The 13,629-nt window shown below is 73.9% G+C and carries 15 protein-coding genes; 10 read left to right on the plus strand and 5 right to left on the minus strand.

Annotated features, from left to right (window positions below):
• The first annotated feature begins 10 nt into the window (after positions 1 to 10).
• The 6 genes from MUB56_RS25960 to MUB56_RS19335 all read left to right on the plus strand — a co-directional run bounded on the left by MUB56_RS25960 (position 11) and on the right by MUB56_RS19335 (position 6,615).
• Positions 11 to 454 carry a prepilin-type N-terminal cleavage/methylation domain-containing protein gene (locus MUB56_RS25960; RefSeq protein ID WP_348536697.1) on the plus strand — a complete coding sequence of 148 codons (444 nt, stop codon included), beginning with the start codon at positions 11 to 13 and terminating at the stop codon, positions 452 to 454.
• A gap of 94 nt (positions 455 to 548) precedes the next feature.
• Positions 549 to 971 carry a hypothetical protein gene (locus MUB56_RS19315; RefSeq protein ID WP_244928635.1) on the plus strand — a complete coding sequence of 141 codons (423 nt, stop codon included), beginning with the start codon at positions 549 to 551 and terminating at the stop codon, positions 969 to 971.
• Entirely contained in the window at positions 968 to 1,444 is a 477-nt protein-coding gene (locus tag MUB56_RS19320; RefSeq protein WP_244928636.1) for a hypothetical protein, read from the plus strand. Before MUB56_RS19315 ends, MUB56_RS19320 begins: the two co-directional genes overlap by 4 nt.
• 80 nt (positions 1,445 to 1,524) lie before the next feature.
• Positions 1,525 to 2,268, plus strand: a complete 744-nt coding sequence (locus MUB56_RS19325; RefSeq protein ID WP_244928637.1) for a FliA/WhiG family RNA polymerase sigma factor — start codon at positions 1,525 to 1,527, stop codon at positions 2,266 to 2,268.
• Between the two features lie 87 nt (positions 2,269 to 2,355).
• Positions 2,356 to 5,703 (plus strand): Ig-like domain repeat protein, encoded by a 3,348-nt coding sequence (locus MUB56_RS19330; protein WP_244928638.1) that lies wholly within the window; start codon positions 2,356 to 2,358, stop codon positions 5,701 to 5,703.
• Between the two features lie 51 nt (positions 5,704 to 5,754).
• The gene (locus MUB56_RS19335) at positions 5,755 to 6,615 is read left to right on the plus strand and encodes a hypothetical protein (protein ID WP_244928639.1); all 861 of its coding nucleotides are present in this window, start codon (positions 5,755 to 5,757) and stop codon (positions 6,613 to 6,615) included.
• On the opposite strand, the gene MUB56_RS19340 is transcribed toward MUB56_RS19335, so the two are convergent.
• The 5 genes from MUB56_RS19340 to MUB56_RS19360 form a co-directional block, all read right to left on the minus strand.
• Complete coding sequence (locus MUB56_RS19340; protein ID WP_244928640.1) at positions 6,602 to 7,444, minus strand: ceramidase domain-containing protein; 843 nt, start codon at positions 7,442 to 7,444, stop codon at positions 6,602 to 6,604. The genes MUB56_RS19335 and MUB56_RS19340 overlap by 14 nt on opposite strands.
• A gap of 173 nt (positions 7,445 to 7,617) precedes the next feature.
• Positions 7,618 to 8,010: a pyridoxamine 5'-phosphate oxidase family protein gene (locus tag MUB56_RS19345; RefSeq protein ID WP_244928641.1), complete on the minus strand. Its 393-nt coding sequence runs from the start codon at positions 8,008 to 8,010 to the stop codon at positions 7,618 to 7,620.
• On the minus strand, positions 8,007 to 8,945 hold the full coding sequence (locus MUB56_RS19350; RefSeq protein WP_244928642.1) for a universal stress protein: 939 nt from the start codon (positions 8,943 to 8,945) through the stop codon (positions 8,007 to 8,009). Before MUB56_RS19350 ends, MUB56_RS19345 begins: the two co-directional genes overlap by 4 nt.
• Before the next feature lie 113 nt (positions 8,946 to 9,058).
• Complete coding sequence (locus tag MUB56_RS19355; RefSeq protein ID WP_244928643.1) at positions 9,059 to 9,508, minus strand: pyridoxamine 5'-phosphate oxidase family protein; 450 nt, start codon at positions 9,506 to 9,508, stop codon at positions 9,059 to 9,061.
• Positions 9,505 to 10,323, minus strand: coding sequence for a universal stress protein (locus MUB56_RS19360; protein WP_244928644.1), 819 nt, complete (start codon positions 10,321 to 10,323; stop codon positions 9,505 to 9,507). Before MUB56_RS19360 ends, MUB56_RS19355 begins: the two co-directional genes overlap by 4 nt.
• Positions 10,324 to 10,850: 527 nt before the next feature.
• Between MUB56_RS19360 and MUB56_RS19365 the strand changes: the two genes are divergently transcribed.
• The 4 genes from MUB56_RS19365 to MUB56_RS19380 all read left to right on the plus strand — a co-directional run bounded on the left by MUB56_RS19365 (position 10,851) and on the right by MUB56_RS19380 (position 13,616).
• Entirely contained in the window at positions 10,851 to 11,024 is a 174-nt protein-coding gene (locus MUB56_RS19365; protein ID WP_244928645.1) for a hypothetical protein, read from the plus strand.
• 168 nt (positions 11,025 to 11,192) lie between these two features.
• Positions 11,193 to 11,732: a zinc-binding dehydrogenase gene (locus MUB56_RS19370; RefSeq protein ID WP_244928646.1), complete on the plus strand. Its 540-nt coding sequence runs from the start codon at positions 11,193 to 11,195 to the stop codon at positions 11,730 to 11,732.
• Between the two features lie 175 nt (positions 11,733 to 11,907).
• Positions 11,908 to 12,495, plus strand: coding sequence for a CBS domain-containing protein (locus tag MUB56_RS19375; protein ID WP_244928647.1), 588 nt, complete (start codon positions 11,908 to 11,910; stop codon positions 12,493 to 12,495).
• On the plus strand, positions 12,492 to 13,616 hold the full coding sequence (locus tag MUB56_RS19380; RefSeq protein ID WP_244928648.1) for an acetate kinase: 1,125 nt from the start codon (positions 12,492 to 12,494) through the stop codon (positions 13,614 to 13,616). Before MUB56_RS19375 ends, MUB56_RS19380 begins: the two co-directional genes overlap by 4 nt.
• Positions 13,617 to 13,629: the final 13 nt, after the last annotated feature.

Consider the following 13,629-nt stretch of genomic DNA (forward strand, 5'->3'; position numbering starts at 1 on the left):
GGGAAACACCATGCTCGCTCGACTGCAGAGGTCGATGAAGGAGAAGGACCAGGGCTTCACCCTGATCGAGCTCCTCGTCGTCATCATCATCATCGGCATCCTCGCCGCCATCGCCATCCCGGCCTTCCTGAACCAGCGCCAGAAGGGCATCGACGCCGGCATGAAGTCGGATGCCCGCAACGCCGCCGCATTGGTGGAGACGTGGATGACCGACCACCCCGCCGATGCGATCCCCTCAGAGACCGAGGCCAGTGCCGGCACGGCCGACGCGGTCCTCGAGGACCTCAAGGTCGGGGACAACAACACTCTGGCCCTGGAGCCGGGGACCGAGACCGGCACGTACTGCATCGTCGTCCTGAATCCCAACTCCAGCGCGGACGACCCGGACACCGACGGTGCGGTCTACGACTCCGCCAGCGGCGGCCTGCAGACGGAGTTCGCGGCCGGCTGCTGACCCAGTCGCACAGCTCGGTCCCGGGCCGGTCGAATCAGGCCGGCCCGGGACCGGGCGCACGGCGGACGTCGCTCGATCGCAACTGGGGGGGAACATGGCGAACGGACTGATCAAAGGGTCGCTCACCGCGGTAGCGGTGGTCGCGGCTCTGCTGACCATCGACGGCGGCTCGGTGCTGCTGACCCGGCTCTCGACGCCCGACGAGCTCGAGGAGGCGGGCTACCAGGCGGCCGCCGTCGTGGCCCACCGCGACGAGGACGTCCCCACGCCGCAGACGGCGGTGGCGGCCTTCGAGGCCGCCCGGGCCGAGGCCGGCAAGCACGGGATCACGCTGTCCGAGGACGACTTCCTCGTCTACGCGGACAACAGCGTGGACGTCACGGGTACGGCGACCGCGCCGACCCTCCTCTTCAAGCGCCTCCCGTTCCTCGAGGGTCTCGCCGAGGTCAGCACCACGCTGAGCGTCGAGCCCCGCACGATCGACAGCAGCGGCGCCACCCCAGGGAGCACCAGATGAGCTCGTACCCCAGCACCCAGCCCCTTCTCGACGACCCCCGGTTCGCACCCCTCGACGAGCCGGCGCTCGACCAGCCGGCACGCGACGAGCCGACACTCGACGCCGCCACCGTGCGCGCCACCCTGCGCTCGATGGCCGCCCTGACCCGGGTCATCCTCGGCGTCGCGCTCCAGGCCCCGGCCGAGCAGGCCGCCGCCGACAGCCCGCTCAGTGTCGACGTGACCGACTCCGAGCCGCTCGCCCCGGTCGCGGACGCTCCACGGACGACGTTCGTGCCGGACTCGATCGCGATGCCGACGGAGCTCCCCCACCCGCTCGACGCCGTCCTCGGTCCGGCGCAGCCCGGCCCGCTCGAGGAGGCGTGGACCCCCGCCGTGTCCGGCATCCCGCGGCTCGCCGTCGTCGACGCCCCGCCGGTTCCCGAGCGCCAGAACCTCGGGTTGCTCCAGGAGATCGCCTTCCTCGACGACTGAGCACTCACTTCCTCGAACTCCCCCGCCGAGGCCGTCCGCAGCCACTACTGTGGCCGCGCACTGCCTCAGGAGGAGGACGGATGCCGACATCCACACCGCCGGACGAGCTCGACGACCTCTGGCGACGGTTCAAGGACACCGGCGACGCGGAGGCCCGGGACCAGCTGGTCCTGCGGTTCGCGCCGCTGGTCAAGTACGTCGTGGGCCGGCTCCGCTCCGGTCTGCCGTCGAGCGTCGACAGCAGCGACCTGACCTCCGACGGCGTCCTCGGGCTGCTCGACGCCGTCAACAAGTTCGACCCGGCGCGCGGCCTGCAGTTCCAGACCTACGCCATCGCCCGGATCCGCGGCGCGATCGTAGACGGCCTGCGCTCCACCGACTGGGTGCCCCGGTCGGTCCGCGAGAAGATCCGCGACGTCAACGCCGCCCAGGCGACGCTCGAGCGCCGGCTCGGTCGGGGTCCCGAGGACCAGGAGGTGGCCGCGGAGCTGGGGATCAGCGTGGCCGACCTGCAGCAGCTCTACGCCGACACCAGCTACACCAACCTGGTCAGCCTCGAGGCGGCCACCACGGGCGACGACGACGCGGTGCCCGCGACGCACGACCTGCCGGGCGCCGGGGAGGACTGGCCCGACGGCTTCCTCCGCGCGGTGCGCGAGCTGCCCGAGCGCGACCAGATCGTGATCGCGCTCTACTACTGGGACCGGCTCACCCTGGCCGAGATCGGTCAGGTGCTCGGCGTCACCGAGTCCCGCGTGAGCCAGCTGCACAGCCGGGCCACGCTCACCCTGCGTCGCAAGCTGGCCGAGCAGCCCCACGACTGACCCGGGGGTCAAGTCGGGCCCGCCGCGCGCCGAAGAGCACAGAGCGTCCGCGGCCGCGGGCGCTCCGTCGTGCCCGGGGAGTCGTCCATGTTCCGCAGCCGTGCCGTGTCCCTGCTCGTGGGTCTCACCTTGGCGCTCGCCGGTCCGCTGGTCGGTACGCCGCCCGCCCGGGCCGCGGCGCCGGAGCCGCCGACCCAGCTGAGCCCGGCCGGGGGCGCGGTCGTCGACGGACTGGTCGCCCTGCAGTGGGCTCCCGTGCCCGGCGCGCCGAGGTACGACGTCCAGGTGGCCGCCTCGGCCGACTTCGCGAGCACCCTCGAGTCGGTGACCGGCACGGTCAACGTGCGGATGGTGCCGAAGGTCCAGCTGCCCGACGGCGTGCTGTGGTGGCGGGTGCGCTCGAGCAACGCGGACGGGCCGAGCGGCTGGAGCACCGAGTCGTTCGTGCACGAGTCGCAGCCGCCGCCGGTCCCGGTCCGGCCGACGCCCGGAGCGGTGATCCAGCCCCCGGTCGACACGCCCCGGTTCGCGTGGGAGCCGGTGGCCGGCGCCACGGCGTACACCGTGCAGGTCAGCCCGGACCCGGAGTTCACCGACCCCGCCCTGATCAGCGCGAACACCCAGCAGACCACCGCCGCGGTGCTCACCCGCTACCAGGTGGTGGGCACCTACTACTGGCGGGTCCGCGCGGCCCTGGGCAGCGGCTACACGACCCGCTGGTCGACGCCGCGCGGGTACGAGGTCCGAGGCCTGGCGGCCGCCCGGCTCACCGCTCCCGTCAACAGCTTCGCCACTCCGGTGCGCGACGTCGCTCTCGACTGGGAGCCGGTGCCGGGTGCGGTCACCTACCAGCTCCAGGTCAGCACCGACGACGGGTTCCTGAGCGTGGTGCACAGCGCGACGGGCGTGGTCGGCACCCGCTACTCCCCCGCCGGGACGCTCAACAACGACGAGTACTACTGGCGGGTGCGCCCGGTCGACGCCTCCGGCAACGTGGCGCCCTGGCCGGCGGAGCCGTGGCGGTTCCGCCGGGCCTGGCCGAACCAGCCGGAGCTGGTCTATCCCCTGGGCGCGAACGAGCCCGGCATCCCGCTGTTCTACGAGTGGACCGCGATCGAGCGGGCGAGCAGCTACACGCTCTACCTGTACGACGCCGAGGGCGACCTGGTCTGCAGCAAGGAGACCGTGCACACCACCCTCGCCGACTTCTGCGTGCCGAGCTCGGCCGGCAGTTACAGCTGGCTGGTCCGGGCCGCCGACGAGGGCAGTTCCCCGGCCCCGGTGACCGACCTGATCGCCCAGCAGCCCGCGACCTTCTATTACGACCCCGACGTCCGCGGTGACGGCGCCATCACCGAGCACGCCGCCGCGATCAGCGGGACCGCGGCGTACGGCGCGGCGGGCGGGGCGCGCGAGGCCTGTGAGACGGCGCTGCCCGGCACCTGCGTCGACCTTCGGCAGACGCCCGTGCTGACCTGGCCGGCCGTCCCGGGCGCCACGAAGTACCGGCTGATGCTGTCCCACGACCGCGAGCTGACCAACCCCGTGTCCGGGTTCAAGAGCTTCGAGGTCTCCTCCACGATGTGGACCCCAATCAAGACCCTGCCCGACAGTCAGGCCGGCTCGGCGTACTTCTGGGTGGTCGACCCGTGCTTCGACGACGAGTGCCCGGAGGGCCTGGTCCGGTACCCCGAGAACTCTTTCGCCAAGAAGACCGTGGCGCCGGCCCTAGACATGCCGGCGCAGGACGCGGAGGTCGCCGACGACGTGACCCTGCGCTGGGGCTCGGAGCTCGACGCCCTGCGGGACCCGTCCGCCGCGACCGGCTCCTCGCTCGCCACACCCGCCTCGACCGAGGCCAGGTCGTACGTCGTCCAGACCTCGGTCGACCCGGCCTTCGGCAGCACCATCGACAACACGACCGTCAACGAGCGGACGTTCACCTCGCCGTCGCAGACCTATCCGGAGGGACCCGTCTACTGGCGGGTGCGCGCCGTGGACGGCAGCAACAACCCGACGGTGTGGAGCGCGACCGGCCGGTTCGTGAAGCGCTCGGCGGTGCCCACGCTCACGACGCCCGCCGACGGCGGCAGTCTCGGGGTCGACTACGCCCTGAGCTGGGCGCCGCTCGCCTTCGCCGCGGGCTACGAGATCGAGGTGTACGCAGGGCCCACGAAGGTGGGTGGCTTCACGTCCTGGAAGCACGTCTCGTGGGCACCCAGCGACCCGTTCCCGGCGAGTGCCAGCTACACCTGGCGGGTCCGTCGGATCGACGCGACCGGACGAAAGGGCGCGTGGAGCGAGCAGCGCTCGTTCCGCATCGACCCCGTCGTCCCCGCCACGATCGCCCCGGCCGCGGGTGCCGTGGTCGCCCCCAGTACGGCGTACTTCACCTGGGAGCCCGACGTCCGCGCCACCAGCTACCGCTTCGAGCGGCGCAAGGCCGGCACGACCAGCCTCGCCGAGAACGTCACGACGAGGGCGACGGCCTGGGCGCCGACGGCCGCGCTGGCGGCGGGCGCCTGGGAGTGGCGGGTGGTCCTGCTCGACACGGGCGGCTCCCCGCTGGGTGCCGCACCCTGGCGCGCCTTCTCGGTGGTCGACCCGCCGGCCGTGGTGATCCCGGTCTCGATCTTTGGCAGCGGCCGGGTCGGGACCGAGCTACGGGTCGGCGCTCCGACGTTCGATCCGGTGGTCGACCGGATCAGCTACCAGTGGTACCGCGGGTCGGCGAAGATCGCCGACGCGACCGGGGAGGTCTACACGGTCGCATCGGCCGACCTCGGCAAGGTGCTGACCGTGCGGGCCACCGGCACGCTGGACGGCTACCAGCCGGCCGTCTCGAGCAGCCTCCCCGTCACCACGGCCGCGGGCGACGTGCTGGTCGCCGTGCAGCCGCCGGCCGTGGCCGGCCGCGGCGCCGTCGGGCAGACGCTGTCCGCCACGGCGGGCAGTTGGCCCGAGGGAGCGCGGGTGGTCCGCACGTGGCTGCGCGACGGCGACCCGATCCCGGGGGCCACCGCATCGACGTACCGGCTCCTCGCCGCGGACGCGGGCCGATCACTGACGGTCGTCGAGACCGCGACCGCAACCGGCCGCGCGCCGGGGACCGCGAGCAGCGGGCCGATCTCCGTGGCCAGGCTGGCCTCGAGGACCACCGTCAAGCTGAGCGCCTCGCGGACCACGGTCAGGAAGCGGGTGACCGCCTCGGTGCGGGTGGTCGTCGCCGGGATCTCCTCCCCCGGTGGCTCCGTGACGCTGTACGACGGCCGGCGGAAGCTCGCGACCCTCCGGCTGGGCACCCGCGCCGCCGCCGTCGTCCGGCTGCCCCGACTGCCCGCGGGCCGGCACGCGGTCAAGGCGGTCTACCGCGGGGCGGCTCAGACGAAGGCCTCCACGTCCCGGGCGGCGCGGCTGACGGTCGGGAGGCGCTGACGGCGACGTCCCGACCCCGGGCCCGAGCCGGCCCGCGGCTACGGTGGCCGGATGGCCTTCCTGAGCTTCCTGACCGGCAAGACCAAGCCCCCGGCGTACGACGAGGCGGCGGCCGAGACCCGGGTCGAGGCGCTGCGGGCAGTGCTGCCCCCGGGGGCGGAGGTCGCCCTCATTCCCCCGAGCAAGGGCATGGCGCTGACCTACCTCATCGACACGGTCACCGACCGGGCGACCACGTCGAGGATCCTGACCTCGGTCGTGGAGATCGTCTCGACCGGCACCGAGCGCTGGTCGGTCAACCTCGCGGTGCGCGACGTCGAGGCGGAGTCGTCCACCTACTCCTCGGTCGACCTGCCGTCGTCGCGACTCGCCCTGCTCGACGTGGTGGTGCGGGCACACGACGAGCTGTACGCGCACATCCCGACGCAGACGATCGCGCTGGACGCCAGCGACGGGACGTTCACCGTGACCGACGTGCCCCCGGGCCGGGCGCTCGCGACCGCGCGGGTCGCGGTCGACTGGTGGCAGCGCGTCCTGGTGGAGGCCGTGCCGCCGTGGTACGACTCCAGCCTCTCGGTCGACATCGGCGGTGACGGCGTCAACTGCGACGTCGTCTACAGCGCGACGATCGAGCGGGAGCCCGACCCCCAGAACCACAGCCGCGTCAGCGACGAGGAGTGGGTGGCGCGGGTGTTCGCCGCGTGGACCGACAACCTTCCCGTCCTCGAGGCGATGCTCCGACTGCCCGTCCCGGCCGGCCACTCGGTCGACCTCGGCTTCTCGGACGCCAAGCTCCGGCCCCGACTGACGGTCACCCAGCACGAGACGTACGACGAGGACGAGGACGCCGCCAAGGAGCTGGTCGCCACGATCCGGCAGCACGTCCCGGACACCAAGCTCAAGGTCGGCTGACCCGAGCGTCTGTCGGGACCCGGCGCTCGGCGCCGGCCGAGCGCTGGCGCTCGCTCCCCCACAGCCGGAACATCAGGTACGCCGACACCGCGCACAGCAGGTGCCAGACCGCGTGCCCCTGGAGGAGCGAGTCCGGGTCGCACCAGGTCTGCTGGGTGAGGTTCCAGATCGCGAAGGCGAGCAGGATGGCGCCGAGCGCTCCGGCGCCCCAGCGGAGGTCGGTGTGCAGGTCGCCGGCCCGGCGACGCCACAGCCGGATCTCGGTGACGACCGCGGTCAGCAGGAGGGCGGCGAAGGCGACGTTGCCCGCGTGCTCGACGACCGGGACCGGGCCGTCGTACCTCCCGACGAGCTGGCAGGCCACCACGAAGACGCCGAAGAGCCACGTGAAGAGCACGCGGTCGCGACCCCACCACCGCATCAGGGCGTACGCCGCCGAGAAGGACGCCACCAGGTACATGCTGAGCAGGTCGAGGTGGCCGCCCCACTCCGCCTGGGTGGCGTGCATGGCGGCACTGGCCGGGCCGAGCAGCACCACGACACAGGCGTACGACGTGGCCAGGCCGCGCTCGCGGGGCAGCACGTCGCCGAGCAGGTCGGGCCGGCCCGCGCGCCAGGCGAGAAGCAGGCCGGCGAGCACGAACCCGAGGTTCGAGAACGAGTTGGCCGGCTGCTTCACGAACCCGTCGCGGGCCGCCTCGCAGAAGCCGTCACCACGGCCCACGTCGGGCCCGAGCCAGCCCTGCCCGACCGCCAGCACGAGGAGCCCGACCGAGGCCAGGGCGACGGCACCCGCGATCACCAGCGGACGCAGGGACCGGGTGGGCACCGGCCCAACCTGTCACATCCGCGGCGGGAAGCTGCTGGGCCGCCCGCCGTCCGGCCGGGAAACTGCTGGGTCGGCGGTCGTCCAGGGGCCTGTAGATGGTCACGGACCCAGCAGATTTTCCGCACCTCCGGGTCCGGGTCCGGGCGATCACCCCCGCAGCGGACCGGCCGAGCTCACGACCAGCTGAACCGACGTCCCTCGACGACCTCGGGGACCAGCTCGACGACCTCGGAGGCCGCGTCGGTGACCCAGGGTCGGGCGGCGGGGACCTCGAGCGGGTGCTCGGCGGCCTCGAGGAGGCGCAGCCGGCCGCGGACGACGACGGACCACGCCCCGTGCTCGCCGCGCCAGTCGATCTCCAGGGCGACGTCGGACGAGAGCGCCGCGGCGAGCAGCTTGTTGCCGGCCTGGGTGCGCAGGTAGATCGAGCGTCCGGAGGTCACGTAGTCGAGGGGCACGATGTGCACCTCGTCGACCAGCCGGTAGGCGAGCCGACCGAACGACTCGTCCTCCAGCAGCACCCAGCACTCCTCCGGGCTGATCGTGCCGACCTCGCCGGTGGTCATTTCTGCATCCCTCCGGCGTCCTCGAGCACCAGGCCCGCGACCTCGGCCGCGTGCCCCGGCGGGACCACCCGCACCGGGCAGTGGGCCGCCCGCAGCACCGCGCGGGCCGTCGAGCCCAGGTGCGCCGCGGCCGGGAAGCCGTGCGCCCGGCGGACCAGGACCAGCTCGTCGACCTCGTCCGACACCTCGACCAGTGCGTGAGCGGCCTGGTCGTGGACGACCCGGAGCTCGACGTCGACGTCGGGATAGGTCGTGCGCCAGTCGGCGACGGCGGCCTCGAGCTCGGTGTGGGCCCGCGCGTCCCACTCGTCGATGGCGACCCGGCTGGCGATGACGTCGTCGTACTCCGACGGGAGCCGCCAGGAGTGCATGACCAGCAGCCGGCTGCCCCGGGCCCGTGCGACGGCGAACGCCTCGGCCAGGAGGTCGGACGACTTGCCGGGGTTCTTCACCCCGGCGAGGACCACCCCGTGTCCGGCGGGCGTCCAGGTCTCGGGGACCGACACCACGGGAGCGACCGAGCTCGCGGCCGCGCCGGTGGAGGTGTCGCCCGTGAGCAGCCGCTTCGCGATCGGGCGCCGGTCGGCGCCGACCACCAGGACCCGCGCCGCACGAGCGTCAGCCACCAGGGAGGCGACCCGGGCGCCGCGGCGCAGCACCTTGTCCAGAGGTACGGCGGCCTGCGCCGGTTCGCTCTGCGCGAGCTCCTTCGCCACCGAGCGGAGCACCTGGCGCCCGCCCTCGTTGATCTCCGAGATGGGCACCATCTGGATCGCCATCGGGGCGTAGTCGGGCAGCACGTGGACCATCCGCAGCGACTCGCCCAGCCGGGCCGCCTCCGCCTGCGCGTACCGCGCGGCGTTGATGCTGGCCGGCGAGCCGTCCACCCCGACGACCACGCCCGTAACCGCTGTGCCGGTGCTGATGTCCGTCATCGTTCTCGACCTCCCGAATCGTCACGAGGAAGCTCCTCGTGTCTCCATCCTCCGAAGCCCACGCCGTCGCGGGCAGGGCCGGAGGGCACGACCGGCTGGGCCTTTCGGCCCGGTCAGCCGAGCCGGCGGAAGGCCTGGGCGTCGGTGGGGTCCCAGCCCGTGCCGAGCTGGCGGCCGGTCAGCTCCGACCAGCGCATCCCGACCAGCACGGTGCGCTCCCCCGGGGCCCACGGCCGGGGCGGCCGGACCCGCTCGATCTCGGCCAGCAGGGCGGGGTCGGTCAGCTCCTCGACCGGTCCACGCGCCTGCACGCTCCAGCCCCGCTGGTCGGCGTGGTCGAGCTGGTCGAGCTCGAAGGCGACCAGCGCACCGGGACGCTCACGCGCCAGCCGGGTCAGGGCCGAGCCGGGCCGGGTCCGGATCGCGACCAGCCCGCCCAGCACGGCGTAGTTGAACGGGTGCACGCGCGGTCCGTCGTACGCCCAGAACGCCAGGCGGCCCACCACGCCCCGCACCAGCAGGGCGCGGCAGGCGTCGTCGTCGAGCTCGACCTCCGCGCTCACCGGGTCGTGCCCCCCTCGGCCGGTGGTACGACGACCACCGGGCAGGGCCCGCGGTCGAGCAGGGCCCGGGTGATGCCGTCGGGACGGCCCCAGTACGACGCCCCGGTGCCCCGCATCGCCACCACCAGGTCGGTCGCCTCCAGCTGGTGCAGGACGGCCGCCGGCGGCGGGCCGGGCAGCATCACGACCTCCGCGTCGACCACCGGATGGGCGCGCCGCCACCGGGCGAGGGCGGCCTCGAGCCGCCCGACGAGCTCGGGCCGCTCCTCCTCCCCGGCGCGCATCAGGTAGAGCGGGGCGGCGTACCGCTCGGCCTGGTCGAACGCGACGCGGGCGAGCTCACCGATGTCACCGTCACCGCAGCTCACCGCGACCACGCGCTCGACCACCGGGGCACCGGGGGCGACGCCGTCCCCGGTCGGGACCACCTCGACGAGGGAGCGGGCGCGCGCCGCGACGTTCGCGGTCACCTCCCCGCGCAGCAGCCGGGTGATCGGCGAGCCCCCCTCCGCCCCGAGCACGACCAGCTCGGCGCGCCGTGAGGCGCGGACGAGACCCGTGGGCGCGGATCCCACGAGGTGACAGGTGTGCACCCGGTCGCCCGGTCCCAGCCGCCGGGCCGCGTCTCGGGCCCGCGCCAGGACGTCGAGCCCCGCCCCGTCGGCGGTGTCCTCCTGCACGTGGAGCAGCGTCAGCGGCAGCCGGCGCCGCCTCGCCTCCTGGGCCGCCAGGGCCACGACGATCTCGTCGCGCGGCCAGCTGCCGGCGGCGGCGACCACGCCGAGATGACGCCGGGTGCCGGTGTCGTGGTTCATCGTCTGCTCCTCTCCCGCTTCCGCGGTGTGATGTCCGTCCATCCTCGGTGCGCCCCGCACATCCAGGCAGGGTCCTTCGTCCCGCCCACTCGGGGCGCGAGACAGGTGGCGCACGGGCCGGACCGGACCAGGCTGGAGTCGTCAGGTGCGGCGATCGACGCTGCACCCCCGTCTGAGGAGGTCGTGATGAGCAACACCGCCCTCGTGGCGCACGAGTCCATGTTCGGCAACACCGCCGCCGTAGCCGCAGCCGTCGCCCGGGGCTGACCGGCGCCGGCTACGAGGTCGACCTGGTCGACGTCGGCCGGGGCGAGCCCCCGCCGCACCCGATCCCGTCGTACGACGTCCTGGCGATCGGCGCGCCCACGCACGCGTTCTCGCTCAGCCGGCCCGCCTCGCGAGCCGACGCCGTCAAGCAGGGCGCCCCCTCCGAGCGGGCCGAGCGCGGCCTGCGCGAGTGGCTCGAGGAGCTGCCCGCGGCCGGTGCGGGCGCCCGGGCCGCGGCCTTCGACACCCGGGTCACGAAGGTGCGGCGGCTGCCCGGTTCGGCGGCGGCCAAGGCCGCCCGGATCCTGCGCCGGCACGGCTACCTGCTGCTCGCCGACGCGATGTCGTTCTACGTCGCCGACACCGACGGCCCCCTCGATGACGGCGAGCTGGAGCGCGCCGAGGCCTGGGGCGCCCGGCTCGTCGGCGGGTGAGCGCGAGCCCGTCCCGCGCTCGCCGAGTACGCCGTCGCCGACGCGGACGCGGACTACGTCGTACCGGTCCCGGACGGAGTCGATCCCCGTGACGCCGCGCCGCTGACCTGCGCCGGCGTCACGACGTACAAGGCGATCAAGGTCGCGGGCATCCGGCCCACCGAACGGGTGGCCATCTTCGGCATCGGCGGCCTGGGCCACCTCGCGCTGCAGTACGCCCGCATCGTCGGCGGCACCGTGATCGCGGTGGACGTCGAGGACGCCAAGCTGGAGATGGCGACCGAGCTCGGCGCCGACCACGTGGTCAACGCCCGCACCGAGGACCCGGTCGCAGCGATCGAGGCGCTCGGCGGGGCCGACGTCGCGATCGTCCTGGCGGTGATCCCGAAGGTCTTCGAGCAGGCCTTCGCCCCGCTGCGACGTGGCGGACGGCTGGTCTGCGTGGGGCTCCCGCCCGAGACCGAGGGGCCGATGGAGCTGCCGATCTTCCCGACCGTCCTGAAGGGGATCTCGGTGATCGGCTCGATCGTCGGCACCCGGCAGGACCTCGCGGAGGTCTTCGAGCTGCACGCCCGGGGCCGCACCCGCGTGGTGGCGGAGACCCGGAAGCTCGAGGACGTCAACGCCGCCATCGACGACGTCCTGCACGCCCGCACCACCGCCCGGATCGTCTTCGAGCTGTCGTCGGCCGGTCCTCGAGACAACTGACCTTCGGCCCTGTCCATCGGTGCCCGGGTCGAGCAGGCTGGGGCGGACACCGAAGGAGAGACACGATGAGCACCGCACTGCACCCCGGAAGCCGGCCGCTGCCGCCCACGGACGCGAGCCACGACCCTGGTCACCACCTTGGTCACCACCTTGGCCGCCGAGGAGGTGCCTGACGATGCTGGTCTCCGGCGCGATGACGCCCGATCCCGTGACGGTCGCACCCGAGGAGTCGGTGAAGCGGACCCTGGTCCTGCTCCAGCGGCACGGCGTGACCGCGCTGCCGGTGGTCGCCGACGACGGCCGGCTGGTCGGCGTGGTGAGCGAGGCCGACCTGATCCGCAATGCCGTGCCGCACGACCCCCGAGCCCACCTGCGACCGTCGGGGCCCGACCAGCACCAGCCTCCGCAGACCGTCGCCGAGGTGCTGACCGCGGACCCGGTCACGGTGCGCCCGCACGACGACCTGTCCACCGCGGTCGAGCTGATGAGCGACCGCCGGCTCAAGAGCCTGCCGGTCGTCGACGACCACGGACGGGTCGTGGGCATCATCGCCCGCAGCGACGTCGTCCGGCTGCTCGCCCGGCCCGACGGGGCGATCGCCGCCGAGATCCGGGAGACCCTCCGGTCGGCGGGCTACGCCGACTGGACCGTCGGCGTGAGCGACGGCGTCGTCGTGATCACCGGTCCCGGACCGGCCGAGCGCTCCCTCGCGGAGTCGGTCGCCCACACGGTGGGCGGCGTCGTGGCGGTCCGGATCGGATGAGCCGTCCCGTCCTGGTCCTCAACGCGGGCTCCTCGTCGCTGAAGTACCAGGTGGTCGACCCGGCGACCGGCGCGACCCGCACCCGCGGCCACGTCGAGCGGATCGGCGCCGGCGGCTTCGACGAGGCGCTCGAGTCCGTGCTCGCCGACCTGCGCGACCACGCGATCGCCGAGGGCGACCTCGCTGCGGTCGGCCACCGGGTGGTCCACGGGGGCGACCGCTTCACCGGGCCGACCCTGGTCGGCGACGCCGTGCTCGACGAGATCGCGGAGCTCGCCCGGCTCGCGCCGCTGCACAACCCGCCGGCCGTCGCCGGCATCCGGGCCGCGGCGGCGGCGTACCCCTCGCTCCCCCAGGTCGCCGTCTTCGACACCGCCTGGTTCGCCGACCTGCCCGCCGCCGCCGCGACCTACGCGATCGACGTCGACCTCGCGCGGCGGCTGGGGATCCGGCGCCACGGCATGCACGGCACCAGCCACGAGTACGTCGCCCGGGCCGCCGCGACCCTCCTCGGTCGCGACGTCGCGGAGCTCGACCTGATCACCCTGCACCTCGGCAACGGCGCCTCGGCCGCGGCGGTTCGGGCCGGTCGGCCGGTCGACACCTCGATGGGCCTGACCCCGCTGGAGGGCCTGGTGATGGGCACCCGGGCCGGTGACCTCGACCCCGGCGTGCTGCTCCATCTGCTGCGTCACGGCGACCTCGACCTCGACGGCCTCGAGGACCTGCTGCACCACCGCTCCGGGCTGCTGGGCCTCAGCGGCCACCACGACCTGCGCGACGTGCAGGCCGCGATGGACGACGGCGACGACCGGGCGCGGCTGGCCTACGACGTCTACTGCCACCGGATCCGGAGCTACGTCGGCGCCTACCTGGCCGTGCTCGGCGGAGCCGACGCGGTGGTGCTCACCGCCGGGGTCGGCGAGCACGACGCCCGGGTCCGCGCCGACGCGCTGTCCGGCCTGGAGCGGCTCGGGATCGCCATCGACGAGGACCGCAACGAGGCCGGTGACGCGGGTCCGCGCCGGATCTCGCTGGACGGGTCGCCGATCGCGGTGCTCGTCGTACCGACCAACGAGGAGCTGGCGATCGCGCGCCAGGTGGTCGAGCTGCTGGGGTGAGCGGAGCGCGGGG

The organism is Nocardioides sp. W7 (assembly GCF_022919075.1).
Classification (GTDB): Bacteria; Actinomycetota; Actinomycetes; order Propionibacteriales; family Nocardioidaceae; genus Nocardioides.

Excerpts from the sequence above, each read along its gene's own strand:
- MUB56_RS19345 (WP_244928641.1), bottom strand. The coding sequence starts at position 8,010 with ATGACCACCGGCGAGGTCGGCACGATCAGCCCGGAGGAGTGCTGGGTG.
- MUB56_RS19325 (WP_244928637.1), top strand. The coding sequence starts at position 1,525 with ATGCCGACATCCACACCGCCGGACGAGCTCGACGACCTCTGGCGACGG.
- MUB56_RS19335 (WP_244928639.1), top strand. The coding sequence starts at position 5,755 with ATGGCCTTCCTGAGCTTCCTGACCGGCAAGACCAAGCCCCCGGCGTAC.
- MUB56_RS25960 (WP_348536697.1), top strand. The coding sequence starts at position 11 with ATGCTCGCTCGACTGCAGAGGTCGATGAAGGAGAAGGACCAGGGCTTC.
- MUB56_RS19320 (WP_244928636.1), top strand. The coding sequence starts at position 968 with ATGAGCTCGTACCCCAGCACCCAGCCCCTTCTCGACGACCCCCGGTTC.
- MUB56_RS19360 (WP_244928644.1), bottom strand. The coding sequence starts at position 10,323 with ATGAACCACGACACCGGCACCCGGCGTCATCTCGGCGTGGTCGCCGCC.
- MUB56_RS19315 (WP_244928635.1), top strand. The coding sequence starts at position 549 with ATGGCGAACGGACTGATCAAAGGGTCGCTCACCGCGGTAGCGGTGGTC.
- MUB56_RS19380 (WP_244928648.1), top strand. The coding sequence starts at position 12,492 with ATGAGCCGTCCCGTCCTGGTCCTCAACGCGGGCTCCTCGTCGCTGAAG.
- MUB56_RS19330 (WP_244928638.1), top strand. The coding sequence starts at position 2,356 with ATGTTCCGCAGCCGTGCCGTGTCCCTGCTCGTGGGTCTCACCTTGGCG.
- MUB56_RS19375 (WP_244928647.1), top strand. The coding sequence starts at position 11,908 with ATGCTGGTCTCCGGCGCGATGACGCCCGATCCCGTGACGGTCGCACCC.
- MUB56_RS19350 (WP_244928642.1), bottom strand. The coding sequence starts at position 8,945 with ATGACGGACATCAGCACCGGCACAGCGGTTACGGGCGTGGTCGTCGGG.